This is a genomic window from Streptomyces sp. NRRL F-5755 (genome assembly GCF_001279365.1).
GTDB classification, from domain to species: Bacteria; Actinomycetota; Actinomycetes; order Streptomycetales; family Streptomycetaceae; genus Streptomyces; species Streptomyces rimosus.
Genome location: NZ_LGCW01000261.1, coordinates 1 through 27,000, shown reverse-complemented (window position 1 = coordinate 27,000; position 27,000 = coordinate 1). Strand labels below are relative to the sequence as shown.

Annotated in this window: 18 protein-coding genes and 1 pseudogene; 6 read left to right on the top strand and 13 right to left on the bottom strand. The window is 72.9% G+C overall.

The features are described 5' to 3' along the window. Positions 1 to 3 precede the first annotated feature (3 nt). The 6 genes from ADK86_RS21610 to ADK86_RS21585 all read left to right on the top strand — a co-directional run bounded on the left by ADK86_RS21610 (position 4) and on the right by ADK86_RS21585 (position 12,170). Complete coding sequence (locus ADK86_RS21610; protein ID WP_053698063.1) at positions 4 to 1,398, top strand: MATE family efflux transporter; 1,395 nt, start codon at positions 4 to 6, stop codon at positions 1,396 to 1,398. 20 nt (positions 1,399 to 1,418) lie between these two features. Then, positions 1,419 to 2,036 (top strand): TOPRIM nucleotidyl transferase/hydrolase domain-containing protein, encoded by a 618-nt coding sequence (locus ADK86_RS21605; protein ID WP_053698062.1) that lies wholly within the window; start codon positions 1,419 to 1,421, stop codon positions 2,034 to 2,036. A gap of 626 nt (positions 2,037 to 2,662) precedes the next feature. Then, positions 2,663 to 2,899, top strand: coding sequence for a VOC family protein (locus tag ADK86_RS45690; RefSeq protein ID WP_420718871.1), 237 nt, complete (start codon positions 2,663 to 2,665; stop codon positions 2,897 to 2,899). 838 nt (positions 2,900 to 3,737) lie between these two features. Next, complete coding sequence (locus ADK86_RS21595; protein ID WP_053698061.1) at positions 3,738 to 4,142, top strand: hypothetical protein; 405 nt, start codon at positions 3,738 to 3,740, stop codon at positions 4,140 to 4,142. A gap of 20 nt (positions 4,143 to 4,162) precedes the next feature. Beyond that, positions 4,163 to 11,659, top strand: a complete 7,497-nt coding sequence (locus ADK86_RS21590) for a type I polyketide synthase (protein ID WP_078952168.1) — start codon at positions 4,163 to 4,165, stop codon at positions 11,657 to 11,659. A 328-nt stretch (positions 11,660 to 11,987) separates the two neighbouring features. Further along, positions 11,988 to 12,170: a hypothetical protein gene (locus tag ADK86_RS21585; protein WP_053698059.1), complete on the top strand. Its 183-nt coding sequence runs from the start codon at positions 11,988 to 11,990 to the stop codon at positions 12,168 to 12,170. A 267-nt stretch (positions 12,171 to 12,437) separates the two neighbouring features. On the opposite strand, the pseudogene ADK86_RS21580 reads toward ADK86_RS21585, so the two are convergent. The 13 genes and pseudogenes from ADK86_RS21580 to ADK86_RS21525 all read right to left on the bottom strand — a co-directional run. Beyond that, positions 12,438 to 13,211 (bottom strand): annotated as a pseudogene (locus tag ADK86_RS21580) (IS5 family transposase); the annotation flags it as partial. Positions 13,212 to 13,347: 136 nt separating this feature from the next. Beyond that, positions 13,348 to 13,776 (bottom strand): hypothetical protein, encoded by a 429-nt coding sequence (locus ADK86_RS21575; RefSeq protein WP_053698057.1) that lies wholly within the window; start codon positions 13,774 to 13,776, stop codon positions 13,348 to 13,350. 3 nt (positions 13,777 to 13,779) lie between these two features. Further along, positions 13,780 to 14,199, bottom strand: coding sequence for a DUF6192 family protein (locus tag ADK86_RS45235; protein WP_267888804.1), 420 nt, complete (start codon positions 14,197 to 14,199; stop codon positions 13,780 to 13,782). A gap of 40 nt (positions 14,200 to 14,239) precedes the next feature. Continuing rightward, positions 14,240 to 14,836: a DUF6192 family protein gene (locus ADK86_RS45230; protein WP_063789051.1), complete on the bottom strand. Its 597-nt coding sequence runs from the start codon at positions 14,834 to 14,836 to the stop codon at positions 14,240 to 14,242. A 583-nt stretch (positions 14,837 to 15,419) separates the two neighbouring features. Beyond that, entirely contained in the window at positions 15,420 to 16,928 is a 1,509-nt protein-coding gene (locus tag ADK86_RS21565; RefSeq protein ID WP_053698056.1) for an ABC transporter substrate-binding protein, read from the bottom strand. A gap of 7 nt (positions 16,929 to 16,935) precedes the next feature. Next, positions 16,936 to 18,966, bottom strand: a complete 2,031-nt coding sequence (locus ADK86_RS21560) for an ATP-binding protein (RefSeq protein WP_159393908.1) — start codon at positions 18,964 to 18,966, stop codon at positions 16,936 to 16,938. Between the two features lie 126 nt (positions 18,967 to 19,092). After that, positions 19,093 to 19,317 carry a helix-turn-helix domain-containing protein gene (locus ADK86_RS21555; protein WP_003984612.1) on the bottom strand — a complete coding sequence of 75 codons (225 nt, stop codon included), beginning with the start codon at positions 19,315 to 19,317 and terminating at the stop codon, positions 19,093 to 19,095. Beyond that, positions 19,317 to 19,814: a DUF2975 domain-containing protein gene (locus ADK86_RS21550; RefSeq protein ID WP_053698054.1), complete on the bottom strand. Its 498-nt coding sequence runs from the start codon at positions 19,812 to 19,814 to the stop codon at positions 19,317 to 19,319. The genes ADK86_RS21555 and ADK86_RS21550 overlap by 1 nt, the downstream gene beginning before the upstream one ends. Before the next feature lie 101 nt (positions 19,815 to 19,915). Then, entirely contained in the window at positions 19,916 to 21,085 is a 1,170-nt protein-coding gene (locus tag ADK86_RS21545; protein ID WP_053698053.1) for an FAD-dependent oxidoreductase, read from the bottom strand. 23 nt (positions 21,086 to 21,108) lie between these two features. After that, on the bottom strand, positions 21,109 to 22,443 hold the full coding sequence (locus ADK86_RS21540) for a class I adenylate-forming enzyme family protein (RefSeq protein WP_053698052.1): 1,335 nt from the start codon (positions 22,441 to 22,443) through the stop codon (positions 21,109 to 21,111). 37 nt (positions 22,444 to 22,480) lie between these two features. After that, positions 22,481 to 23,974, bottom strand: coding sequence for a 3-deoxy-7-phosphoheptulonate synthase (locus tag ADK86_RS21535; RefSeq protein WP_053698051.1), 1,494 nt, complete (start codon positions 23,972 to 23,974; stop codon positions 22,481 to 22,483). 2 nt (positions 23,975 to 23,976) lie between these two features. Next, the gene (locus ADK86_RS21530) at positions 23,977 to 25,143 is read right to left on the bottom strand and encodes a 3-deoxy-7-phosphoheptulonate synthase (protein WP_078952165.1); all 1,167 of its coding nucleotides are present in this window, start codon (positions 25,141 to 25,143) and stop codon (positions 23,977 to 23,979) included. A 59-nt stretch (positions 25,144 to 25,202) separates the two neighbouring features. After that, a partial coding sequence (locus ADK86_RS21525) for a multicopper oxidase family protein (RefSeq protein WP_053698050.1) occupies positions 25,203 to 27,000 on the bottom strand: 1,798 nt, incomplete at its 5' end.

The following is a 27,000-nucleotide window of genomic DNA, read 5'->3' as shown; positions in this document are numbered from 1 at the left end:
GCCATGCGGCCCGCCACGCTCCTGCGCGACAGCCGCGCGCTGGCCGCCCTCGCCGTCCCCCTCGTCCTCACCCAGCTCGCGCAGGTGGCCCTGACCACCACCGACACCGTCATGATGGGCCTGCTCGGCACGGCCGACCTGGCGGCGGGCGGGCTCGCCATCGTCCTCTTCAACCAGCTGCGCACCATGGGCGTCGGACTCGTCACCTCCGTCGGCAACCGCACGGCCGCCGCTGCGGCGCGGGCGGAGGGAACGGGCGCCGACGTGCGCGAGGGCGCCGAGGAGGTCCGTAGGACCGTCCGCGCCGGACTGGCCGTCGCCACCCTCGCCGGACTGGCGGGCGCCGTCCTGATGCTCCTGATCGGCCGCGCGCTGACCTGGCTCGGCCAGGACGCGGAGATCACCGGCCGCGCGCAGCCGATGCTGCTCGCCCTCGCACCGGGCCTGCTGCCGTGCCTGTGGTTCCAGGCCGTGCGCCAGTTCACCGTGGGCATGCGGCGGCCGCAGGCGCTGCTGCGCATCACCGTCGCCTCCGTCGCCGTCAACGCGGCGCTCAACTGGGCCTTGATTCACGGCACATGGGGGCTGCCCGAACTGGGCCTGCCCGGCGCGGGAGTGGCCACCACGCTCGTGTACCTCCTCTCCTTCCTGGCGCTGTACGCCTCCGCCAAGCGGGACGCCGTACTGGCACCGCTGCTCAGCCTGAACATCGCCCGGACCGACCGCGCCACGGTGCGCCGCCTCGTCCGGCTCGGCGTGCCCATCGCCGCGACATACGGCTCCGAGGCGGGCTTCTTCTCCGTCACCGCCCTGATGGCGGGCTCGTTCGGGAGCGCGGCGCTGGCCGCGCACACCGCCGTCAACCAGCTCGTCTACATCGTCTTCCAGGTCGCCGTCGGCCTCTCGCACGCCGCGTCCATCAACGTCAGCCGCGAACTCGCCCTCGGCCGCACCGACACCGCCCTGCGCATCAGGAACACAGCCCTGGCCTGCGCGGGCGCCGTCATGGCCGTCGTCGCCGTCGTCTACGCCACGCTGCCCGGCCTGGTCCTCAGCCCGTTCTTCGACACCGCCGCGCCCCGCGACGCCGAAGCCGTCTCCATCGCGACCCGCCTGCTGCTGGTCGTCATGGTCCTGCAGTTCTTCGACTGCGCCCAGAACATCGGCGTCGGCCTCCTGCGCGGCCTCGACGACACCTCGGGCGGCTTCCGCGTCACCCTCGTCGGCTACTGGGCCGTGGGCCTGCCCGCCGCCTGGCTCCTGGGCTACGCCGCAGGGCTGCACACCCTCGGCATCTGGCTCGGCCTGCTCACCGGCCTCGCCACCACGGCCGTCCTGCTCCTGCGCCGCTACGGGGCGAGCCTGCGCGCCCGTACACCCGCGCCGCAGACCGTATGACAAGGGTGCACACTCGCTCCATGGCGGACATGCGGGCATTCCGGGAAGCGGTCGGCGACTGGGCGGCCGGAGGCCCCGGCGGACCGGCGGGCGAGCTGGCGGCACGACTGGGGGTGCGGACGGCGGTGCTGCTCGAAGGGCCGAGCGACCTCGCGGCCGTGGAAGCACTGGCCGTACGGCGTGGCCGGGACCTGACCGCCGAGGGGGTGTGCGTCCTGCCGATGGGCGGAGCGATGAGCGTCGGCCGCTACACCACAATCCTCGGGCCGCCCGGCCTCGGCCTGCGCCTGGCCGGACTGTGCGACGAGAACGAGCAGCGCTATTACGAACGCGCCCTGGAGCGCGCGCAAGCGCCACGCCGGGGCTTCTCCGTGTGTGTGCGGGACCTGGAGGAGGAGCTGATCCGCGCGCTGGGCACGGCACGGGTCGAGGAGATCGTACGGACCGAGGGCGACCTGCGTGCCTGGCAGACCTTCGTGCACCAGCCCGCACAGCTCGGCCGGTCCCGGCAGCAGCAGTTGCGACGCTTCCTCGGCACCAAGAAGGGCCGCAAGATCCGCTACGGCCGCCTCCTGGCCGAAGCCCTCGACCCCGGACAGGTACCGGCCCCGCTCGACGACCTCCTCACGTGCCTGTGAGAGCCTGTTTCTCTTCCGCTGACGTAGGTCTTTAAGCAGGTGGCAGCAGTTGGCTGCAGCCCGTGATGCGGGCTGGTGTGTCGGCGGGACGCCTGGCGCCGTCGCCTCCTGCGGCAGCACTAGGCTCCGTGGTGGCCTGCACCGGTATGGAGTGTGTGGGTCAGGCCCCGGTGCCCTGTGATGGAATGAGTACGGCAGCCGGGGCCGCAGCATCCGCTCTTCGTTGAGTCCGGTCGGCCCGCCTGCGCAGTATGACATTTCGTCCCTCGGTTGGCTGCCTGGCCGTGCCGGTGAAGAATCGGTCCCGGCCGGGCGGCGGCTGGGCATTCTTCCGCGCTGGTTCGCCCTTGCCGCCCGGCCGTGTCGGGGCCGGGGGGACGTGCGAGACCGCCGCGGCACTGCAGGCGGAGTGCCGCACCACCGACACTCACCCGCGCCCGACTCGACTCGAACAGCCGAACGGTACGGCCGGACATCACTGGTGCCGAGCTGTTGGGCAAGGTCATCTCGTATGCGGTCTGGACGCCGGACGCCCGGCGGCTCGCGGAGTTCTACGCTGCCGCTCTGGGCACCGCGGGGTCGGGGACGCCTACCCGGACGAAAACGGCAACGAGGCCGCGTTTCCCGTGTTCATCGGCGGGATGATGCATGTCTTCTACACCGCGAAGTCATCCACGGCTCCCGAGTGGCCGGCCCAGGAACTCCCCTTCCACCTGGACCTCGCCTTCGCGGACGTCACCGCGGCGGAACGCAGGCTCCTGGAACTGGGGGCCACCAAGCCCGCCCGCCAGCCGGGCGGGGAGCACTGGACAGTGCTGCTGGACCCCTCGGGCCAGCCCTTCTGCATCAGCCAGGCCGCCTAAAGTTCCAAGGCCGGGCCGCACCGGGCGGCGGACAGCGCGCGCTGCTGGGCTCGCGACCTCTCAGAACTGCTCATTTCTGGCACTCGCCCGCGGTCGCGACCGTCACCATGCGCTATCCCGGCGTGGATGTGACACAGCCACCGTGCGAACCGGCGCAGCCCCGCACGCTTTGGCGCCCTCTCGTCGGCCAGAACATCGCCCGATCCCGCGCGTTGCGCCGGGCCCGCATCGTCCATGAATTGCTCCGCTCCGTCATCCGCCGCATGGCAGCAGAGCGAACTCCTTGGCTCCCAAGGGCCGGGAACGGTTTTGTTGGTGATGGCGAGCCGCGGGCAGTTGTGGTCTGTCGGGGGCGGTGCCGTTGGCTCCGGTGAGGTCCTCTGGGACCTGGAGGTTCAGAGCGGTTACGGATGCGTCGATCCGGGCCCGCTGCTCGTCGGTGAGGTCGGGCAGCAGGGGGCATAGGGGGTGGAGGGCGAAGGCGAGGTTGCTGGGCGTGATGCTGCGCAGGAGGCCGGAGCGCTGTGGCGAAGGGCGTCCGGAGGACGCTCCCATGCCGGGCCCTGGAAAGAGGCCCAGGAAGTCGCCGGATTCGTTGGCGTTTTGCGGTCGCCCCTATCGCGCCACCGCTCCCTCAGGAACCTGGGTAACGGTGGTACGTCAGGGCGCAAGGCCGCAAGTCAGGCTCCGCTGTAACGGCTGAATGCGATGCCGTGAACCGCAAGGGGAGGATCGTAGGTATTGAGACCGTTCGTCACGTGGCTGTTTATGCCCTTCCTCATCCCGGTTGGCGTCTCTTTACATGTGAAGCGCAGGTACCACAAGCGGAGGAGGGGTCGTGTCCGGCGAACAGATCGCGCATATTCGAAACAGAATCAATGCAACGCGCGTTGTCGACGTGGACAACGATGTCGTTCTGCTCGAGTATTCGGCAACGGGCAGCGGTCAGGTTCTGGGAAATTCTGTCACTGATGTGGCGACGCATGTCTCGAAGCGGTACGCCGACGGAACGGAGACGGCCACAGCTCGTTTCGTGGTGACATCCGAGTCCGGGCAGGACCAGCTGGCCCTCGTCGGCAGCGCCGCGGGCGTTGTGGCGGCGGGCGGCGCCGTGACGTTCGAGGGTGTGCTGACGGGACGGGCCACGAGCGGGGTGTTCGCAGAGCTCAACGGGGTCGCCATCTTGGCCGAGGCGACGATGGACGCCGACGGCATGGTGACGCACAGCTGGCGAAGGTTCTGACGGGTCTTGCCGGCTGCTGTATGTCCCGGGGCGGGCGTCGGCCGTGTGCCAGCGGCCGCACCGGGCTGCAAGCGTTCGTTTGGAGCGGGGTTCGGACTGTGACTGTCTTTTCTTCTGCCGGGGATCGGGTGGCGGAGCCGGTTGCCGTGATCGGTGCGGGATGCCGGTTGCCGGGGGGTGTGGATTCCCTCGCTGCGCTGTGGCGGCTTCTGGAGGAAAAGCGGGAAACCGTTGGGCCGGTGCCGGCTGATCGGTGGGATGCGCGGGTGCTGGGGCGGGCGTTGCCGGACCGGGTGGCGGCTCCGATGCGGTTCGGTGGCTGGCTTGCCGGGGATATTGGCGCGTTTGACCCGCAGGCGTTCGGGATGTCGGGGCGGGAGGCGGCCTGGCTGGACCCGCAGCACCGCCTGCTGCTGATGGTGGCCTGGGAAGCGCTGGAGAACGCCGGGATTCCGATGCAGGAGCTGCGGGGCTCGCACGCGGGTGTGTTCGCGGGCCTGTACTCGGTGGACAACCTGCTGAGGGGCCATCGCCGGCCCCAGGACTCGGATCCGTACTGGTTCTCCGGCGGTCTGCCGGGGGTGGGCGTGGGGCGGCTGTCGTACCTGCTGGACCTGCACGGCCCCAGCCTGGCCGTGGACACCGGTTGCTCGTCGTCGCTGGTCGCCGTGCACCTGGCCTGCCAGGCCCTGCGGGCGGGCGAATGCCCGCTGGTGGTGGCGGCCGGTGTTTCGGCCGCGCTGGGGCCGGAGGTCAGTGCCTCCTCGGCCCGGTGGGAGATGTTCTCGCCCACCGGGCGCTGCCGGGCCTTCGACCAGGATGCCGACGGATACCTGCGTGCCGAGGGGTGCGGGGTGGTGGTCCTCAAGCTCCTGGCTGACGCCGAGCGCGACGGTGACCGGGTGCTGGCGGTGCTGCGCGGTTCCGCGGTCAACCAGGACGGCCACTCCGATCAGTTGACCGTGCCGTCCTCGCGGGCGCAGGCGGCGGTGTTCGCCATGGCACTGCGGCGTGCGGGGGTGGAGGCGTCGCGCGTGGGGATGGTGGAGGCGCACGGCACGGGCACCCCGGTCGGCGATCCGCTGGAGTTCGCCTCTCTCAAGGAGGTCTACGGAGCGGGGCGGGAGCGGTGTGCGATCGGGTCGGTCAAGACGAACATCGGGCACACCGAGCCGGCCTCAGGAGTGGTCGGGCTGCTGAAGGCCATCGTGAGCCTGCGGCAGGGCCGGGTGCCGGCCAGCTTGCACTTCACCCGGTTCAGTTCGCGGATCGACTCCGGCGGCTGCCGGCTGTTCGTGCCGACCGAGACGGTGGACTGGCCCGTGTCCGGCCGTCCCCGCTTCGCCGGGGTCTCCTCCTACGGTGTGGGTGGCACGAACGCCCATGTGATCGTCGAAGAGGCACCTGCCGGACGCCGCCTGCCCCAGCCCGCTTCCCAACGCCGTCCGGCCGGGGCCGCCGCGGACATCTTCCTGCTGAGCGCCGGCTCGCCGGCCGCGTTGCGGCAGGCCGCCGGGCGCCTGGCCGGATGGGTCGAAGGCGATGGGGCCGCAGTACCGCTGCGGGACGTCGCCTACACACTGGCGGTGCGGCGCTCGCACGGCGCATACCGGGCCGGTGTGGTGGCCTGCGGCAGGCAGGAGCTGGCCGCCCGGCTGCGGCGGTTGGCGGGCGGTGAGCAGAGCGAGGGTGTCGCGCAGAGCCGGGCCCGCCCGCGGGCGGAGGAAGTGGTGTTCGTCTATTCCGGCCACGGCTCGCAGTGGGCCCGGATGGGCCGGCGGCTGATCGGCCGGGACGAGGCGTTCACCGCGGCCCTGGACAAGGTGGAGCCGCTGGTGCGGGCGGAGAGCGGCTTCAGTGTGCGGGAGGTTTTGGCGGCCAAGACGGTGGTGTCGGGCATGGAGCGTGTGCAGCCGACACTCTTCGCCCTCCAGGTGGCGCTGACGGCCATGTGGCGTGCGCGAGGGGTGGAGCCGGCCGCGGTCATCGGCCACTCGATGGGCGAAGTCGCCGCCGCCGTCGCCGCCGGGGCGTTGAGCGTCGAGGACGGGGTGAAGGTCATCTGCCGTCGCTCACAGCTGCTCAGCAGTGTCAGCGGCGGGGCGATGGCTGTGGTGCGACTGCCGGCCGACCAGCTCGCCCGGGTCCTTCAGGCCACGGGCGACGACACGGTGGGCGTCGCGGTCATCGCCTCCCCGGACACCACCGTGATCTCCGGCGGCGCGGCCCGGGTCGATGCCCTGCTGCGCCAGTGGGAAGAACGCGGTGACGTCGAGGCGGCCCGCGTGGCGGTGGAGGTGGCCTCCCACTCCGCCCAGATGGACCCCATCCTCGGCACGCTGCGCGAACGGCTCGCCGGCCTCCGGCCGCAGGCGCCGTCCTGCACGTTCTACAGCACCGTCACCCAGGACCCGCGGTCCCCCGGGATGCTGGACGGCGGCTACTGGGCGGACAACCAGCGCAACGTGGTGCGCTTCGCCTCGGCAGTCGAGGCCGCGGCCGCCGACGGTCACCGCACCTTCCTTGAGATAAACGCCCATCCGCTGCTGGCCGCGGCCGTGACCGCGACCCTGGAGGCGAGCGGCGCCGGCGACGCGGCCGTCATCCCCACCCTGCGACGCGACCGTGACGAAGTACTGGACGTCGCCTTCCACCTGGCTGCCCTGCACTGCACCGGCCTGCCCATACCGTGGGAGCGGACCTACGACCAGGGTCGGCTGGCGGACGTCCCGGGCACCGCATGGGATCTGCGGCACCACTGGATCGCACCATCGGAACTGACCCGCGGCCACGGGGCCGCAGGCGGTGGGGCCCCGGGGCATCCGCTGCTGGGCACCCACCTCACCGATCCCGCTCACCCGCGCCGTCACCTGTGGCACGCCGCCCTCGACGCGGAGCTGACCAACTGGCTCAAGGACCATCACGCCACCGGGATGGCGGTGATGCCCGGCGCGGCCTGGTGCGAGATGGCGCTGGCCGCCGCCGCGCAGGTCCTCGACGCGCCGATCGACAAGGTGCGTGCGCTGGACGTGTCCTTCGACTCCTTCCTCGCCCTGGACCGGGCCGGTCTCCAGCTGACCTCCTCCGCCACGGTCCAGGACGGCGCGAGCTGCGCATGGCGGATACAGGCGGCCGACGACGGGCGGTTCGAGCAGCTCGCCGGCGCCACGCTCGCCCGCGCCGGCAACCCGCCCGGGCCTGTCCCTTTGGAGGAGCTGCTGCGCTCCTGCCCGAGGGAGGCGGACGTCCGGGCCCTCCGCGACCGGTGGGCCACCAGCTGCGACGTCAGGTACGGGCCGGCCTTCCACACCATCCGGTCCCTGCGGCTGTGCGACGAAGACGGCCGCCACGCCGCGCTGGCCCGCGTGAGCATCCCCGATCCGGCCCGCGCCGGCACCGGTGCCTTCCACTGGCACCCGGCACTGCTGGACGGATGCCTGCAAACCCTCGTCGCGGTGTGGACGACCGCCGTGGACCTGCCCGAAGGCAACGCCCACCCGCTGGGCATCGGCGAACTGCGCGTATGCGGCGACACCGCCACCGGCATCTACTGCCACGCGCGCGCCCACCGGCTCGACGAGCACACGGTCACCGGCGACGTGCGACTGCTGGATGCAGGCGGGATGCCGGTCGCCTACGCCGAGAACGTCCGCTTCGCCCACACCCCCCGCTCCTCGCGTGCCGACCGTCTTCAAAGCCACCTCATCCGGCACCGCTGGGAACCCCGGCCACTGGCCGCCCCGTCCCGTCCGTCCCCCAGCACGTGGCTGGTCCTCACGGAGACGGCGAGCCCGCACCCGTGGCACCGCAACCTCCTGGCCGCTCTCCGCCGCCCCCACGTCTGCGTCCAACGGTTCACCCTGCCCCTGGACGACCGAACGCCTGCCGGCCCACGCCTGACCGCGGCACTTCGCGGCGGTGCGGACCCCGTCACCGACGTCCTGCTGCTCCTGGAACCCGACACCGGCAGGCAGCCGGAGGCCGGCGCGGTGGCGCGGGCCGAACGACGCACCGCCCGGCTCATCAGCACCGTCCAGGCCCTGAGCGCCGGCGACACCACGGCCCGCCTGCATCTGCTCAGCCACCACGGCCAGGCCGTTCCCGGCGACGGCCGCCTGATCGCCCTGGGGCATGCCGGACTGCGCGGAGCCCTGCGCACCCTGACTTACGAGTATCCCGAGCTGTGCCCCAGTCTGTACGACACCGACACCTCCACCCCGGCCGAGAAGATCGCCACCCAGTTGCTGGCCGAGGACCCCGAGGATGAGGTGGCCTGGCGCAAAGGACAGCGGTACGTCGCCCGCCTGGCCCCGGCCCCGCTGGCCCCCACCGAGCGGCACACCACCAGCCGCATCATCGGCAAGGACCCCGTGCGGGCCGACGGCAGCGGCCCCACCCTCGCCTACACCGTCGCCGAGTCCCCGGGCCGACTTCAACGGCGCCAGGTTGTCCTTACCGTGCGCACCACCTGCCGGCCCGCACTGCGCACCGCCGGACCACCGGTCCACGCCTGCGCCGGCACCGTGAGCACCTCACACACCCGCGCCCTGGCCGCCGGACAGCAGGTCGCCGCCCTGGTGAGGGAAGAGGCCCCGGCCAACCCCGTCCGCACCGACGCGAACTGGTGCGTGCCTGTGCCCGGCCACCTGGACGCCGCCGCAGCGGCGTGCTCGCTCCTGCCCTACCTGACCGCCCACTACGCCCTGCACCACCTCGCCCGTATCCGCCCCGGCGAGCGGGTCCTCACCGTCGGCACGCGGCCACTGAACAAGGCGCTCCGGCACACGGCGTCCGCCGCCCGGGCCCGCGCGCGCACGGCTGCTTCGGCCACATCCGCCCTCAGGCGCGGCGGTTGCTGGGACGTCATCGTCGACACCACCGCGGAACCCGATCCCCGCCTCGGCCGTCTCCTCGCACCAGCCGGACGGCTTCTCACCACCACGCCTCGCCTCACCCTGGCACAGGACACCACCGGCAACACCGGAACGTACACCGTGGACACCGGCGCCCTGGCGGCAGCCGCCCCCGACACGGTCGCGGACCTGCTGTCGCGCATCGCGGACGGCCTGGCCGACAACACACTGCCCCCGCTGCCCGTCACCCGGCTGCCGCTGAGCGCTCTCGGCCGCCGTCAGGACACCGACCGGCCACGCGCCCACCGATGGCCCACCGGCACCGTCACCGCCTGTCTCCCGCCCGAGCAGGTCCCCGTCGTGCGCACCGGGAGCGCGTATGTGATCAGCGGCGGACTCGGCGGACTCGGCATGGTCCTGTGCCAGTGGCTGGCCGGCAAAGGCGCGGGCACCATCGTCCTCAACAGCCGCTCCCAGCCCAGCCGCCAGACTAGGGACGCCATCGACACGATGCGCCGGAAAGGTACGCACATCGAGGTCGTGACCGCCGACCTCGCCGAAACAGGTACGGCCGAGCACCTGCTGCGCACCGCCGAACGCCACGGCCACGCTCTGCGCGGCATCATCCACGCCGCAGCCGTCGTCGAGGACGCCACCGTCGCCCGGATCACCCCCGACCTGCTGCAACGGGTCTGGCGGCCCAAAGCCCACGGCGCCTGGCTGCTGCACCAGGCCAGTACCGGCTACCGCCTCGACTGGTGGGTGGCCTTCTCCTCCTTCGTCCCCCTCCTCGGCTCGCCGGGGCAGACCGCCTATGCCTCCGCCTCCGCCTGGCTCGACGCCCTCATCGCCTACCGCGCGGCCGACGGACTGCCTGCCACCGGGATCAACTGGGGAGCCTGGGCCGGCGCCGGCATCGGCGCCCGTACCCTCGGCAAACAAGGCTTCACCACCATTCCCGTCGACGACGCCCTGGCCGGCCTCGAACTGCTCCTCACCCACGCCCGCACCAGCGCCGGCTTCGTCGCCCTCGACATCGACCGCTGGCTGGAGCCCTACCCGGCCGCCGCGACCGCCCCCCTCCTCGCTCCCCTGCTGCCGGCCGCGTCCCCTGCCCGCGCAGTCGGCGACAGCGACCGGGGGATGCCGGCGGAAACCCTGCGGCAGGCATCCCCCGGTCAACGAGGCCGGATGGTAAAGGATCTCCTCATCCGGCAGACCGCCGCGCTTCTGGACTGCCCACCCGGCCGCATCGACGCCGACACCCCACTGACCGGACTGGGCGTCGACTCTCTCATCACCGTCCGGCTCCGCAACCGCCTCCAGCAGACCCTGGGCGTCCCCCTGCCCCGCACGGTCCTGCGGGCTCAGGCCACCCTCACCACACTGGCCGACTACCTCACCGACCACCTGCCACGCACCACAACCGGCTCCACCAGCCCCACAGAGATGCCCGAAGCGAGTCCACCCGTCCGCGTCGAGTCCACGCCGGACGGCACACCAGCCCCCCAGCCGCCGGGCGGGCCCGAACAGCACCGGGCACAGACACCACCGTCACAGGACGGCACCGGCTCCGCGACGCCTCGCGCCGTCCGCTCCCACGGTGAGCCGGCGGCCGGCCTGCCGACCCACACCAGCGCGTGGATCCTCGACCACCGCCCCGAGAGCCTGGCCGGCGACGAACACGTCCGCCTGGAGCAGCGCCCACTGCCGCCCCTCGGCGACGGGCAGGTGCTGATCAGGAACACCCATATGTCGGTGCACAGCGCCATGCTCGGCCAGATGCTGCCCACCCCCCTCGCCCAGTACTGCGGCGTGCGCGGCCCCCTCAACCCCACCGCGTTCTGGCTCCCGTACGCCGTCGGAGAGGCCATGACAGGGCCCGCAATCGGCGAAATCCTCGCCTCCCGCGCCGACCACATCGCCCCCGGCGACCTGGTCCGCCACCGCCTGGGCTGGCGCACCCACGCCGTCGCCGACGCCACCGCCGTGGAGAAACTCCCCGACACCGGCCTGGACCCGACCGCCCACCTCGGCCCGCTCGGCCTCAACGGCCTCACCGCCTACGGCGCCCTCATGGACGGCGGCCACCTCACCGACGGCGACACCGTCTTCGTCTCCGCCGCGGCCGGCGCGGTCGGCTGCCTCGCCGGCCAGATAGCCCGCCTCCAAGGCGCCACCCGCGTCGTCGGCAGCACCGGCACCCCCGACAAGGCCCGCCTCCTCACCGACACCCTCGGCTTCGACACCGCCATCGACTACACACAAGGCGACATCGCGGGCCAACTCCGCGCTGCGGCCCCCGACGGCATCGACGTCTACTTCGACAACGTCGGCGGCGACCACCTCGCGGCCGCCCTCGACGCCCTGCGTCCCCGCGGACGCATCCTGCTGTGCGGCCTGCACTCCCAGTACGCCCAAGCACACATCCGCTGGCCCGACAACCTTCCCCTGGCCATCGGCAAGGCCCTCCACATCACCGGCGTCAAAGTCTTCGACTACACCGCCCGCTTCCCCGACTTCCCCGCCGTCATGACCCGATGGCTGACCACCCGGGCGCTCACCTGCCCTGTCACCGTCACCCACCACATCGAAAACGCCTATCAAGCACTCCAGGGCCTGAGCACGGGAAAGAACACCGGGCAAGCCATCGTCCAGCTGTGAGGGCCGGGCTCTGGGTGTGCAGGGGCGGCGTGTGAGCCCTTGCTGTGCGCCGTCGCGCTGCGGAAAGATGCCGTGCCGCCGGGCGGTGGCTGAGCGGGTGCCCACTTGTCCGTGCCGCCGCCCGGCAGGGCAGCTGGGGCTGCCCTTTGCTGGGTAACCCGCAGGCAGACGGCTTCCCTTGGTTCGACACAGCAGCCGGGGAGTCGCCGCTGGCGGGCCGCAGGTTCGCCTCCGGGCTGCTGCCGATCCCGTGTGTGGGGTAGGGACCGGGCATGGACGATCCCGAATTACCGGATGACGAGTGGGTTGACGAGGACGACGACATTTCGTGTGCCTGATCGACTGCGACGAGTGCGGGAAGGCCATTGAGCCGGACCTGTTCGACGGCGACGACCCTCTGCTGACGGTGCTGCCGGACTCCTCGGCGATCTATGAGGACCCGAAGAATGACGGCACGCGGATGGTGATGCTGTGCTCGCAGGAGTGCCTGGACAAGATCCAGGAACGGTAGCGGCCGTTCGTCAACGAGGAACTGTGGGCAGGCAAGATCGCCCGTTCGGTGGTAGAGCATCCCGAGGGCGTCCCTCCGCGGCTGCTGGAACAGGAGACGGGACTGTCGCCCGCGCAGATTGTGAAGGGGCTCGCCTGGCTGGAGCGGATGCGCCCGGCGGGGAAGGACCAAGAGCACGGGCCGGAGGCGGGACCAGGGTGATCAGGCAGCCTGGAGCATCACGTAGCCGTGGGGGGCGTCGCGGCGTTCGGCGGGACGGCTCGTGCGGCGGGTCAGGCGCCGGGTCATCAGGGTGATGCAGGCCCAGGTGATCAGTGCTTCGCTCATCTCGGGCAGCCGTTCGTGGTCGCGGCAGTGGCGGCGGGCCCGCAAGATCCACGACCACGTGCGCTCCACGGCCCAGCGGCGTGGTTGCACGACAAACCTCCTGGCGCCGGGCGGGCGCCGTACTGTTTTCACGGTGATGTCGAGGTACTGCTTCGCCCAGGGCACCAGCTGGTTCTTGGCGTAGGCGGAATCCGCCCAGACGATGGCGACCTCCGGGTGCAGCAGCGCGAGCCGCAGCAGCATGTCGTGGGCGATCAGGGAGTCCTGGACGTCGGCGGGGGTGACCATCACCATCAGCACCAGGCCGCGGTGGTCACAGATCAGGTGCCGTTTCCTCCCATTGATGATCTTGCCGCCGTCGTAACCCCGGGTGGCCTTCGAGACGGTCTCGGACGCCTTGACCGTCTGGGCATCGATCAGCACCGAGGCGGTATTGGGAGCCTTGCCCGCGGCCAGGCGGATGCGGCGGCGCAACTGGTCGCGGATGACGCCGAGAACGCCGGTGGCAGCCCACCGGCGGGCGAAGCCGTAGATCGTGCGTCAAGGCGGGAAGTCGGCGGGCATTGCGCGCCATTTGATGCTGGTATCAACCAGATAGCGTATGCCATTGACGATGTCCCGGCGCGGCCACTTCTCCGGCCGCCCGCCCCTTGGGGTCTGGCTCGCCGGGACCGGCAGCAGAGGGCGGATCAGGTTCCATTCGGCGTCCGACATGTCGGAGGGGTAGCGGGAAGGACGCGTCACAGCAAGTCCAAGGCCCGGCCCTGGGCGTGGGGAGGGACGCCCGGGCCGGGCCCGGCCTCCTTTTCCATGCTGGAGCGTCCCGGCGGGAAAGGGGGAGGCGGGCCGGTCAGCGCCGCCTGCGGGCAGCCAGCTGCTCGGCGGCCAGCGCCAGCGCCGACTCGACCGCCCTGACCTGGTCCTTGAGATAGATGGCCCACAGGCTCTGCGGGAACAGCTCCAGGTGCGGGCCGATCACGCTGGTCAGCGCCCGGCCGAACTGGACCAGCTTCGCATCCAGCCACGCCTGCTCCCACAGCTCCAGTTCGTCCTCGTTGCCACAGAAGTGATATCCCAGGTCACGGGTCCAGGTCAGGGTCGGCCAATGGTTTTGTGCGCATATGTCTTTCAGCGCGGCCAGGGCCCGCCTGGTCTGCCACCGGCTCAGTTCACAGGCGCCCGCCAGCCGCATGAGCGTCATGCCGCCGGGCGCGACCCCCAGCAGGGCGGTGCGGATCAGCTCGGCGCGGCGCTCCGCCACAGGGGAGCGCTTGGGCATCGGTCATTCACCCCGCAGCAGGTTCGCCAGTTCCTCGTCCATGTCGACCTCGCCGGTCGCGGCCGCCGTCTCGATCCAGTCGAGCGTGGCCCGGCAGCGCGTGATCTTTTCCGCGAGTACTGCCTGCTCGTCCTCGCTCAGGCGCCGGCCGCGCAGCTTCGGCACCGCCTGCGTGCAGGCCATGACGAACCGGTGGCAGGCGGTCAGCAGCTCCAGGAACTCCTCACTGCGCTCGATCTTGCGCACCATCCGCCCGACGGGCGAGGTGCGGCGGAAGGACTCGGCCTTCTGCCGGGTGCGGTCCTGCTGGGCCTTGTTGACCAGGTGCCGGGCGGTGTCGTCGGCGACGACCCGGGCGGCGACCTCCGGCCGGCGCAGCACATCGGAGGCGACCTTGGCCGCCACCGTGTCGTCCGCGGTCAGGTCGTGGACGAGCTCGACCCGGTGCTGGGCGGCCTGAGCTTTATTGACGATGTGCCGGGCCCGAATCGTCGGCCATCACCTTCGCCGCCACCGCCGGCCGGCGCAGCACATCGGACGCCACCTTCGCGGCCACCTCGTCATCCACCGCCAGGTCGTGGATGGCGTCGACCTTCTGCCCCACCGTCTCCGGCTTCTCCGGCCGCCGGCCCACGCGCTTCTTGGCGCTGTCGGTGGTCCAGCGGCAGCAGCCCGCGCTCTCGTCCCAGGGCGGATCGGCGATCGCCGCGTACCGCTCGGCGTCATCGGCGATCACCGCCAGGATCGCGTGGACCTTGAAGGAGACGCCGGCCCGCCGGTGCTCGGGCGGGAAACGGAAGGCCGTGTAGCGGTACGTCCTGATCGTACTCAATGTCAACCCGATGTCATTGGCGTGGATCCGCAGCGACTCCCGCACGCTGATCTCATCCTGGTCCAGTGCCACCGACCCGCCGTGCGGGCGCATCGGCTCGATCTCCAGCGCGTGGTCGCCGATGCTGAACGCGCCCCCGCCCATCGACGCGACCGCCTTGCGGTCAGCGGCAATGGTCTGTTCGTAGCGCTCCCGGCTGACCTGCCCGATCCTGTCGGCCTCCGGCATCACGCCCACCTCCGCGGCAGGCCGGACACAGCCCCTTCAACGGCCGTGCACTGGACCCGGCCCGCCCGTCACCGGCAGAATCCGGCGGCCGGCCCTCCGGGAAAGGGCGCACGCCCCAGCGTATGGAGCACCGGCAAGCGCTCCGCAAAGCTTCTGCCACACCACCGTGACCGGAGCAAACTCCCGTACGCCCAAGCGTTTATCCGGACGCTTGAGCGTACGCTTCCGCCCGCGCCGCCCACGCCCTGCGCCGGCACCGCGCCGAGCAGTACACCGCGTTGCTGCGAAGATCCACCCCGGCCACCCACACCGCCGAACACACCGGGCAGACCCTCCGGCCCTCGCCCCCCTCCGACGCAGCCGTCCGCAACCGCACCCGCCGCAAACGGCGCCACTGCCTGGCACGACACACATCCGAACAGAAAACCGCCCGCGGCCCGGCACCCGGCCTCAGCCAGTCACCACAGCCCGGACAACGCCGACCCTGTGCCCGCCCGTTGACCTTGGCCACACCGCCAGCCTAGCCCCGCCCGAAGACCCGGACGAGGGGCTCAGAAACGGGCTCTGAGGACAGCCGGGGAACCTACGGCCACACCACCTGCCGGAAGGCGTACGAGCCGGCCGGCTTCAGCTCGACCAGCGCCAGCGGCTTGCCCTCCGGGTCACCGTGCTCGTCGAACCGGATCGGCCCGCTGACCCCGTACACCGGCTTGCTGCCGCCGATCAGGAACAGCATCTGGCGGGTGCTGCTGGTGGTCACCGGGCCGCTGCCCTGCCGGTCGGCACCGGCCCGGATGGCCACGCCGAGGGTGAGCAGGGCGTCGTGGCCCATGATGGCCTGCCCGTCGGACAGTTCGCCGACCGTGCGGCGGATGTCCTTGCGGTAGGCGTCGCGGAACTCCGGCAGCGGGTTCCCGTCGCCCGGATAGGTGGTGAGCCACTGGTCGGGGTGGGCCAGTACGGTGTGGTGCACGGTCAGCCGGCTGCGCTCCCAGACCTTCCGGAACGCCTGGCGCGCCTCGTAGCTCTCCGGTACGTCGAAGACGCCCACCACGTCGTCACCGGTGTACACCGAGGTGGGGCAGCGCCGCCCGGCGGCGGCCATCGCCTCGATGAAGCCGCGCAGCGCCCGCCCGCGGCCCGCGAAGTACACCGCGTCCGGCGGGTCGGTGCACACCCGGTCGGCGAGCGCGGAGAAGGCGTTGGCGGTGGCGCGGTCGGCCGAACTGTAGGCCAGCCCCATGTCGGTCAGCTTCAGGCCCTGGCGCGCGGCGGCCGCCGTGAAGCCCCGGTTCAGGGACGCGCTGTAGGTGTCCTGCTCGCTGCGGTCCTTGATGGTCGTCACCCGGTAGGGCCGCTGACCGGCCCGCTTCTGCAGCGCCCGCAGATGGCGCACCACCGCCGACGCCTGGTCGGCGTTGGGCGGCGCCACCCGCCAGAACCCGGTCTGCCCCGGCCGGTTGATGGCGTCGGCGGTCACCGTCGAGCCCATCATGGGAATGCCGGCGGCCCGCAGGGCGTCGATCGCGTCCTGTGTCGTCTGCCGGCTCTGCCCGAGCCCGGCCACCGCGACCAGGTGCCGGTCGCCGTCCTTCATCTCCTTGAGCTGGTCGACCAGCGGCCGCCACTGCTCCGAGCCGGCACCGCTGTTCGCCAGCAGCAGCTTGATCTGCGGCGAGTCGCCGCGCCCGCCGCGCCGCGGGTCGTTCAGCTCGCGCTGGGCCAGATACGCGCCCTCCAGCTCCCGCCGGATGATGTCGCGCCCCTTGTCGTCGGGGCCCGGCGTCATCGGCTGGAGGTAGGCCACCGACACCCAGGGCCTGCCGGACTTCGCCACCCGCCGGTTCTCGGCCTGGATCTGCCCCGAGATGTCCCGCAGCGCGGCGTCGAACACATATGAGCCGTCGGTCACGCCCACGCACTCGCCGCGCAGCCCCTGCTCGCGCACGCCGTCGGCACACCGTACGAACACCGAGTCGTAGAGCCAGTACCCGCCCGCGGCCAGCGCGACCGCGGTGATCAGGGCGACGGCGGCCCGCAGCCACCAGCGGGGCCGCGGCCGCGGGACCGCGAGGTGTTCGTCGTCACTCATCCCACGCTCACCAGGGCTTCCTCTCATAGGCTGCCGCCCGCTGCCACAGCACGTCGTGGTCCGTCTCGTCGCTCAGCCGGCCGCTCAGCATCTGGAGTGCATCGACAATCTTCGGGTGCAGTGCGGCCGCCGGATCGCCCAGCGGGTCGGACCACAGCGCCGCGTACGGGTCGGTCGCCGGATGGGTGGTGATCCACCCGGCGACCAGCAGACGGGTGACCATCACCAGGTCATGCGGGCCCGGCGTCCGCGCGATCCGGTGCTGGAACTCCGCGCCCGCCGAACGGCCCTGCGCCTCCGGCTCCCAGCGGCGCGGCGCGCGCTGAATCCAGGACAGCTCCTCGCACCACGCCTGCGCCGAGCCGCCACCCCCGCACACGGCGAGGAACCGGTCGTGCAGATAGGCCGCGGCGCCCTGGACGTCACCGCCCGCCAGTTGGTGGTACGCGCCCACGCGCCCCGACTCGGCGGCGGCGCCCAGGACGGCGTGGGCCGCGTCCCACGGCGAGGTGCCGTCCGGCGGCGCCGGAGCCAGCGACAGCCTGCCGAGCAGCAGCCTGCGGACGATGTCCGGGAGGGCGCTGTGCTGGTGGCCGTCGAAGGTGATCCGCTCGGCGTGCTGGTCGTCGTGGGCCAGGCGGCGCAGCAGCCGAGGCGGGGCGTCACCCTGCCGCCATAGGTCACCGGCGCTCGCGGCCTGCCCGAGAGTGACGGCCGCGGCAGCGCGCGGCAGGGCGTCGCGCAGCTCCTGCGGCACGTCCTGGAGCAGCAGGTCCAGCAGCGCGTCCGCCACGGAGTGGGGACCTTCCGGCGCCATCACCATGCGCAGCCGCCGCCCGCACGGCACCTCCGGCGCGAAATCCTCCAGCGCCTCCAGCACGATGCGGGTGGCAGCCGGATGGCCCCGCGTCAGCTCGTGGACCGTACGGCCGAGCCACGCCACCGGATGCGTGAGACCCGCCAGCGCCGCCGACGGCATCCGCTTCACATACGGACCTGCCTGCTCCTGCACCTCGGCCCGGTCCAGCGGGCGCAGCTGCGCCACCTCCAGCCGGGCACCGCCGCCGGGCCGGGTCACCACCCGCGGCACGAACAGCTCCGGCCCGTCCTCCCGCTCCGGCGGCTGCCAGCACTCCAGATAACCGCCGAGCGGCCGGGGCCCCAGCTCCAACTGCCGCAGCACTTCCGGGGGACGGCGCGCACACGCCACGACCACCAGCGGGTCCGGCTGTCCCGGAGCGGCGGCCCGCGCCTCGACCAGCGCCTGGAGGAACGCGTCCCCCAGCTCACTGTCGGCGTTGTCCAGCAGTACCAGGCAGCGCAGCGTGCGGGCGCGGTCGCCGCCGTGCTTCGTGTACGCGCCCTGGAGGTCGGCGAGGAAGGCCTGCAACAGAACCGACTCGGCCCGTTCACGCTGGGCCGCCGTGCCGTGCCGGAAGTGCTGGTTGAGTTCGACGAGCACGTCAGCGGGCAGCTGGGCGCGTGAGCCGCCGCGCGGGACCCGGCCCAGCCGCCGGTGCAACCGCCACCACACCCGGGCCCGCTGCCAGCCCTGTATCAGCGGCACGATCGCCGCCGACCAGCCGGGCAGCCCCACCGGCACGCCGACCGACGTCACCAGGTCCCGCAGCACCTCCAGCGAATGGTCCTCCGCGCGGCCGGCACGCAGGGCCTCGCGCATCTGCCCCAGGGCGGCGTCCCGGCTCTCCGGGTCGGCCTCGGCCGACAGCGCCATCAGCAGGACGGCGAAGGACGGCAGCGCCAGCGGCGGGAAGTCGGGGCGGCGCGCGTTGAGCTGGAAGGCGATACGGGCCAGGACGTCCACCGGGTGGTGCGCGCCGTCGTCGAGCGCCGCCAGGTCCAGGGCGGCCATCGGCGCGCTGCGGCCCCAGTTCTCCAGGTGGCCCGCCAGCGCGGTCTTGCCGCTGCCGCGGGGCCCGAGCAGGAGCAGAACGGGATGCCGGGCGTGCCCGCCGCGGGCCCGGACGAGCCGCTGCCCGACGAACGTGCGGATCATCAGATCACGTCGGGACTGCACCCGTGTCCCCCCTGTGGTCACCGTCGTGAAGGACCAGGATGCAGCAATTCCCGGGGCGCGCAAGGGTTTCAGGAGCGGGCGGTACGGGGGAGGGACGTGGGGCCGTTGAGGTGCGCCGCGTACCGCCTACCCGCCCTCTTCCTCCTCGTCCGGCACCCAGCGCAGCACGTCCCCGGGCTGGCAGCCGAGCGTGCGGCAGATCGCGTCGAGCGTCGTGAAACGCACCGCCTTGGCGCGGCCGTTCTTCAGTACGGCGATGTTGGCGGGCGTGATGCCGACGGCCTCCGCGAACTCGCCGACCGACATGCGGCTTCTGGCGAGCTGGACGTCGAGGTCGACGACGATCGCCATCAGATGACCTCGGCCATCTCGGCCCGCAGCTGCGTCGCCTTGCGCAGCAGGCCCCGCATGACGACGACGAGCATCGCGAACGCGGCGCCGACGACGGTGACCGCGCCCGTGGCGGCCAGCGCGCCGACGACGTCCATGCCGTCCTCGGGGGAGGGGATCTCGGCCACGGCGAGGTGTCCCGTGACGCCGAGCGCCAGCAGTGTCGCCACCGCCGAGGCCCCGATGATGACATCGACCCACCGGAAGGCCCGCTCTGTGAAGATCGCGTCGCGCTCGACCATGGTGAGCAGCATCCACAGGGCGACGAGCGCGACCTGGACGCAGGCGACGACGGCGATCGCCACCGCCGAGTAGGGCACCGCGTACGGCGCGTACGGCGGGAACCCGGCCACCTCGTCGGCCGCCGTCGCCGGGATGACCACGCACTGGCCGAAGAGGCCGATCAGGAACGCCGCGCCGATGCCGACCTGGAGTGTGGCGATGAGGAAACGATGCATGCATCGATTCTCGATCGGTTTCTATCGAAAATCAATCGATCAGGTCGGCTTGGTCAAGGGGTAGGGCCGAAGGGGGCGGGTCCTCCTCAGTAACGCCCTCCTCAGTAGCGGCTCCCGGGAATTCCGGCGTCGCGCGGGCCGTACGGGGCGGAGTCCAGCCACCGCCCGGCGCGGTCCGAACAGAGCGCAGCGGCGGCGGCCAGCCGCTGGGCGGCGCGGTGCCAGGGTGTGGGGGCGGTGAGGTGGGTCAGGGCCCGTCCGGCGGCGCGGCGGTTGAGGAGCGCGGCCCGGTGGCGGGCGTGCGCGTAACCGGAAACGTCGCCGGTGGACAGCGCGGCCGTGGCCGCCGCCGCGTCGGCGATGCCCGAGTTCAGGCCGCGCGCGCCGAACGGGGCGAAGAGGTGCCCCGCCTCCCCGGCGAGCAGCACCCGGCCGTACGCGTCGGTGAGCCGGTCGGCGACCACCTGCTGGAAGCGGTAGTGCGAGGACCAGGTCACGGAGCAGGCGTGTCCCTCCGGCAGCAGGCCGGGCAGCCAGTCGGCCGCGGCCTCGCCGAGCGCGTCGGGATCGTCGTCGGGCCGGCACTGCACATCCACCCGCAGCCCGCCGCGGAACGGCACGGTCAGCACGTTGCGTCCGGCCATGCGCGGATCCAGGTAGTGGAAGGCGCGCTCCTGCGGCAGCGGGTGCCCGGGGTCGTCCGCGAGGTCGAGCACGAGGAACGCGTGCGGGGAACGCGGCCCGTTCAGCCGTACGCCGATGGCCTGCCGTACGGCGGACCGGGCGCCGTCGCAGCCGACGGCGTACGCGGCCCTGAGCCCGCCCTCCGGAGTGCCGACCCGCACACCGTCGGTCGACACGGTGACGCCGGTGACCGGCGTCTCCCAGCGCAGCTCCGCGCCCGCGCGACGGCAGGCCGCCCGCAGCAGCTCCTCCATGACCGGTTGCGGAAGGCTGGAGAAAGGCGCACGGTCCGGCGGCGGCGGGGTGTACGCACGGTGGTGGACCTCCCGGCCCGCGTAACTCGTGCGCCGCGCGCCCCAGATGAGCCCGTTGCCGACCAGTTCGGCGCCCAGTACCGGGTCGGCGGCGGCGAGCGTGGCCAGCGACTGCCGGTGCAGGAAGATCGCCCGGCTGCCGGGCCGGGGCGCGTGCTCGGCCGCCGCCTCCAGGACGGTGACGGACAGGCCGCGCGTCCGCAGCAGCAGGGCGGTGGCCAGCCCGACCGGACCGGCGCCCACGACGATGACGGATGTCGGGATGGTGTCCATGACGGCCTCCTGAGAGCCGCTGCCTAACGGGGCAGCCGCCCGCGGGCGACCTTGCCGCCGGCGGTGGTGGGGAGTTCGGGCAGGAACGTCGTACGGCGGGGGATCTTGTACGGGGCCAGGTGCGCCCGGCAGTGGGCGAGGATGGCGGCCTCGTCGGCGGCCCGGCCGGGCGCGGTCGCGATCCAGGCGCGCGGCGACTCGCCGCGTACCGCGTCCGGCATGGCGGTGACGGCGACCGCCGCCACGGACGGATGGGCGGCGATCACCCGCTCCACCTCGGCCGGGTAGACCGTGTAACCCCCGCACAGGATCACGTCCTTGAGCCGGTCCAGCACGGTGACCCCGCCGTCGGCCGTCACCTCGCCGACGTCCCCGGTGCGCAGCTCGCCGCCGGGCATCAGGACCCGCGCGGTGGACTCGGGGGAGCCCAGGTAGCCGGAGGTCACGAAGGGCGCCCGGACCAGCAGTTCGCCGTCCTCGCCCGTACGGACCCGGGCGTCCGGCACGGGCGGCCCCGACGTGCCCGGGTGGCGGGGGTCGTCGGCCGGGGTGAGCGAGGCCAGTCCGGCCAGTTCGGTCATGCCCCAGCCCTCGGCGAAGACGGCGCCGGACCGGTCCTGCCAGTCGCGGGCGAGCTGTTCCCCGGCCGGCTGGCCCGCGGAGAGCGAACAGCGCACCGACTCCAGCGGCAGGTCCGCGCAGGCCAGCAGCCTGCGGTACATCGTCGGCACCCCGGCCAGCACGGAGGGCCGGTGACGGCGCAGCGCCCCGGCGACCGCGTCCTCGGTGAAGCGGGTGAGGAGGACGAGGGCCGCCCCGGCGCACAGTGCGGCGTTCAGGACGTTGGTGCCGTACGTGTGCGCCAGTGGCAGCGGGCTGAGCACCGTGTCGCCGGGACCCAGCGCGAGGCGCCGCGCGATGTTCTCGCCGCCGAGCCGGACCGCCTCCTGGGACTGGAGCGCGCCTTTGGGGCGGCCTGTGGTGCCGGAGGTGTAGGCGAGGGTCGCGATGGCGGTGAAGTCGGTGGCGGGGGAGTGCGGTGGCCCGGGTGGCGGCGGGCTGGGGCCGTTCGCGGTGAGGATGAGGACGGAGCCGCTGTCGTGGGCCGCGTGGCGGATCTCGTCCGGCGCGGAGGCGGCGTTCAGCGGGACGCTCACGGCGCCCAGCTCCGCCAGTGCGAGGTAATCGACCACCCACGCGCGGCCGTTGGGGCGGAAGATCACTGCCCGGTCACCGGGGCGCAGGCCGGTTGCGAACAGCTCGGTGGCCCGGTCGGTGACGGCGGCGCGCAGCGCGCGGCGGGTGAGGGGGCCCTGTTCGTCGATGAGGGCGATGTCGGGGTGGTGGTGGGAGAACATGGCGGGCTCGCTTTCGCTGTGTGTGGGCGGAGGAAGGTCAGACGGCAGGCCGCCAGGCGTCCGCGGCGGCGTGCACCGTCCGCAGCACCTCGGTAGGGGTACGGCCGTACTCGTCCAGCAGCAGGCCGCCCGGCCGGCTGCCCACCGAGTAGTGGGTGTCGAAGAAGGTGCCGACCTCGGCCGCCGCCGTGCCACCGCCGGGCCGGGGCGCGCAGACCCACGTGACCGGCGTGCCGGTGCAGGCCACCGCCTCGATCAGCGCGGGCAGTTCGGTCAGCATCCGGTCCGGGGCGAGCCGTACGGCCAGTACGAGCCGTCCCGGCACGCGGCCGGGATTGAGCGCCGCACAGCGCGCGGCGACCTCGCGGGGATGGCAGCCGGGCCGCGGGCGCAACCCGGCCACGGCGCCGGGGCGCGGTACGCGCTCGCCGTCGGCCGTCCAGTGGACCTGGCCCGCGAGGGTGGGCGGGCAGGCGTCGAGGAACGTCATCAGCTGGGGGAAGTCGCCCAGCCAGGCGGGGGAGCCGGCCGAAGCGCGGTACTCCTCGGCGATCCACCGCGCCTCGCGCGGCAGCACGCCCGGCGGCGGATGCCCGCCGGTGACGACGGTGACGGGCACACCGGCCGCGTAGTGGACCAGCCCGGCTGCCGCCGTCGTCAGCGCCCCGGTCGCATGGCGTCCGAGGTGCAGGAGGAAGGCTTCGCCGTCCGCCGTCGGGGCCAGCGCGCGGTGCGGCTCGGCGGCGGGCCCGGTGGTCTGGATCTCCTCGGTGAGCGGACGCGGGCGGCCCAGCAGCCGCTGCCGCGGCGGCGGTGCCGGGACGACGACCGGCTGCGGCCCTAGGGGAGCCGGTTCGCCGCCCGGCGCCGGACCGCCCCGTCGGCTGTCCGACCGCGCATCGTCCGCCCGCCTGTCGTCCGCGAGTCCGGCGGGCACCAGCCGCGGATTGAACAGCTCCCGGATGAACAGCCAGGGCCGCTCGCCGTCGAGCACCACATACGACTTGAACACGGCCGGCCGGATGCGCCCGTCCTGCTCCCACCCGGCCACCCCCACCTCGACCAGCCGCCGGGTGCGCATGGCGCCGGTGGCCCGCAGCCCGTAACCGATCGGTGTACGGGGGCTGGTGAGGCACGCGGCCAGCGCCGGGTCGTCCGGGACGAGGCCGACGACGGTGTTGAGTGAGACGGGCGTCAGCGCGGCGTCCGCCAGCGCGGAGCGGCGAACCAGGACCTGTTCGTCGCGGCCCAGGCTCAGACAACGGCGGGTCAGCGCGTCCTGCGCGGCGGCGGGCGCCGTGCCCTGGTGCAGTACGCGCAGCCGCAGGGGAGTGGCGAGCGCGGACTCCAGCAGGGTGGTGGTCAGTCCGTCGCTGGCGAGCAGCATCCGGGCCAGCGGACTGGCGAACCGGGCCACGTCCCCGAGGTCGAAGGGCCGCGGAGCCGGCCGGCCGGGGGACCGGTCGCCGGTGCTCGCGCAACCGTCCGGCAGGGGGCGTTCGGTACTGGGGTACCGCAGGGGGGTGAACACGGTCAGGTCCTTTCCATGAGGGCGGCGGAATCGGGGTCCGCCACCCGGCGGGGGCGGGGGCAGGAGGTGTGGCGGCGGGCGCGAGCCGCGCCGGCCAGCTCCCGCAGCAGCTGGGCGGTGCCGCTCCAGCCGATGCACGCGTCGGTGACGCTCTGTCCGAAGACCAGCGACGGGCCGCCGGGGTCCTGCCGCCCGGGTACGAGGAAGCTCTCCAGGAGCACCCCGCGCACCGCGGTGTCGCCGTCGGCGACGCGCACCGCGAGATCTTCGACGACCGCGTGCTGCCGCTCGTGCTGCTTGCCGCTGTTGCCGTGGCTGGCGTCCACCAGCACCCGGGCGGGCAGTCCGGCGTCGGTCAGCAGCCCGGCGGCCCGGCGGACGTGCGCCGCGCCGTAGTTGGGGCCGTCCGCGCCGCCGCGCAGGACGACGTGGCAGTCCGGGTTGCCGCTGGTGCGCAGCAGCGCCACAGGACCGGCGCCGGACGCGCCGAGGAAGGTGTGCGGCGCGGCGGCGGCCCGTACGCCGTCGACCGCGACCTGGACCGAGCCGTCCGTGCCGTTCTTGATGCCGACGGGCATCGGCAGGCCGCTGACCAGGTCGCGGTGCACCTGGCTCGCCGCCGTACGGGCCCCGACGCAGCCCCAGGCGACGACGTCGGACAGATAGGCCGAGGTGACCGGGTTGACCCATTCGCAGGCCACCGGCAGCCCGGTCTCGGCGATGTCGAGCATCAGGGACCGGGCCTCGGCCAGGCCGCGGCCGAGGTCGGCGCCGCCGTCCAGGCCGGGGTCGCCGACCAGGCCGGGCCAGCCGAGGCAGGAGCGCGGCTTCTCGACGTAGACCCGCATCACCACGAGCAGGTCGTCCGCCAGGGCGGCGGCCGTGTCCCGCAGCCGGGCGGCGTAGTCCAGGGCGGCCGCGCGGTCGTGCACGGAGCACGGCCCGACGATGGCGAGCAGCCGGTCGTCCCGGCCGTCGAGGACCCGCACGATGTCGTGCCGGGCGGTCAGGGCGGTGTGCGCCGCGTGGTAGGTCAGCGGCAGCCGCTCGGCCAGCTGGGCCGGGCTCTCCGCCGCCAGGACGCGGGTCTGGCCGCCGGTGGGGCGCACCCGGCGTCCGTCGCGGTGACGGATGCGGGGGGTTTCCGGGACGGTGATCGGGGTGGTCATGGTGGTTCGCTCCTCAGGGGCGGGGGTGGAACGGTTCGGCCGGGGCGGGTCGAAGGGAGTCATGACGTGTGACCTCCGTGCCCCGGGCCGGAGCCGTGGCCGTTGCCGTGATCGCCGCCCGCCATGCCGGGGTGCATGTCCATCACCGGCCCGGGCATGACCGTGAACGGCCGCATCATCGCCTCGTCCTCGTGTTCGAGGATGTGGCAGTGGTACATGTAGCGGCCCGACCCGCCGTCGAACTGCCCCAGTACGGAGACCAGTTGGCCGGACCCGGCGGGCGCCGGCGTGGTGTCGCCGACCCGTACGGTGTCCTTCCAGCCGCGGTCGGCGCCGGTGGCGGGCAGCTCCCCGGTGAAGGTGACGGGCGTGACGGTGCCGTAGCCGCGCACCGTGCCGTCGCCGTTGAGGAGCCGCTGGAAACCGCGGGCGTCGTAGTTCTGCCGCCGGGTCTCCTGGAAGCGGATCAGGTGGATGTGGAAGGGGTGCACGGGGCCGCCCAGGTTCAGGACGTTCCACTGCTCCCAGCCGCCCTCGCGCGCCATGATCGTCGTGGTGTCGTTGAATGTCTCCGCGACCCGGCGCAGCGTCAGCAGCGGCCGCCCCGGCATCCGCACCTGCACGATGCCGTCGCTGGGGATCTCCACCGCCGAGGCGTCCTCGACGGTCTCCATCTCCCACATCATCGGCATGCCGGTCGCGGCCGGCGGGGTCAGCACGATCCACCGGTGCTCGTGGTCCGGGGCCGTGGCGTGGCTGAGCCGTACGTACGACGGGCTCAGGTGCGCGGGCAGCGTGAACGGGTCGTCCGCCGCCTCGTCCGCGACCCGGAACTGGAGCACCTCGGGGGAGGGCGCCGGTCCGGGCGGGTTGGTGGCGGCATCGGCCCAGTGCACGCGCAGGCCCCGCAGGACGGAGAAGTCGGCCAGCACGTCGGCGCGTTCGCCGGGCGCCAGGGTCAGGCCCCGCTCCGGCAGCGGCTCCGGTTCGGGCAGCAGCCCGCTGTCCGTACCGATCTGGTGGAACGCCCGGTCGACCAGCTCCCGGTCCACCGGCGTCCCGTCCTCGTGGCACAGGCGCAGGGTGAAGAAGCGCGCGTTGGAGCCGTTGACCATCCGGAAGCGGTACCAGCGCGCGGCCACGTCGAGGTGCGGCTGGACGACGCCGTTGACGACGTTGTACGGACCGAAGAAGGGCCGGGGCACGTCCTGGTCGTCCCGCAGGACCTTGTGCATCAGCAGGCCGGTCGGGCGGCCCTCCCAGTCGGTGTCCACGTTGCGGTCGCACAGGACGAGCGGGATCTCGTGGACGCCGTCCGGCAGGCCGAGCGCCGCCTCCTCCTCGTCGCGTATCCAGTACATGCCGGCCAGGCCCGTCATCACGTTCAGCGCGGTGATGTTCATGGCGTGGTCGTGGTACCAGAGCGTGCAGGCCGCCTGGTCGTTGAGGTATTCGGAGAGCTGGGTCTCGCCCGGCGGCACCGCGTTGTCGGTCCAGCCGTCGTTGCCGCCGCCGGTGCGCGCACCGTGCAGGTGCACCACCGTCCAGGGCGGCAGCGCGGCCACCTTGCGGTCGAAGTCGTCCGCCGCCGGGTCGAAGCCCGGGCGCATGACGTTCGCCGGCACCCGCGTCTCCACCTTGATCAGCGGATACGGGCCGCTCAGCCCGTTGGCCCAGGACACCCGCAGCCGGGTGCCGCGCCGCACCTCGATGGTCGGCCCGGGGACCTCCCCCTCGTAGGCCCACATCAGGGACGGGGGAAGCTGCGAGTGCAAAGGGATACGGACGGGACGCGTCCGTACGGTCAGCTCGGCGCGCCCGGTCTCCGGATCGGTCTCGGGCCGCAGGACCGGCGGG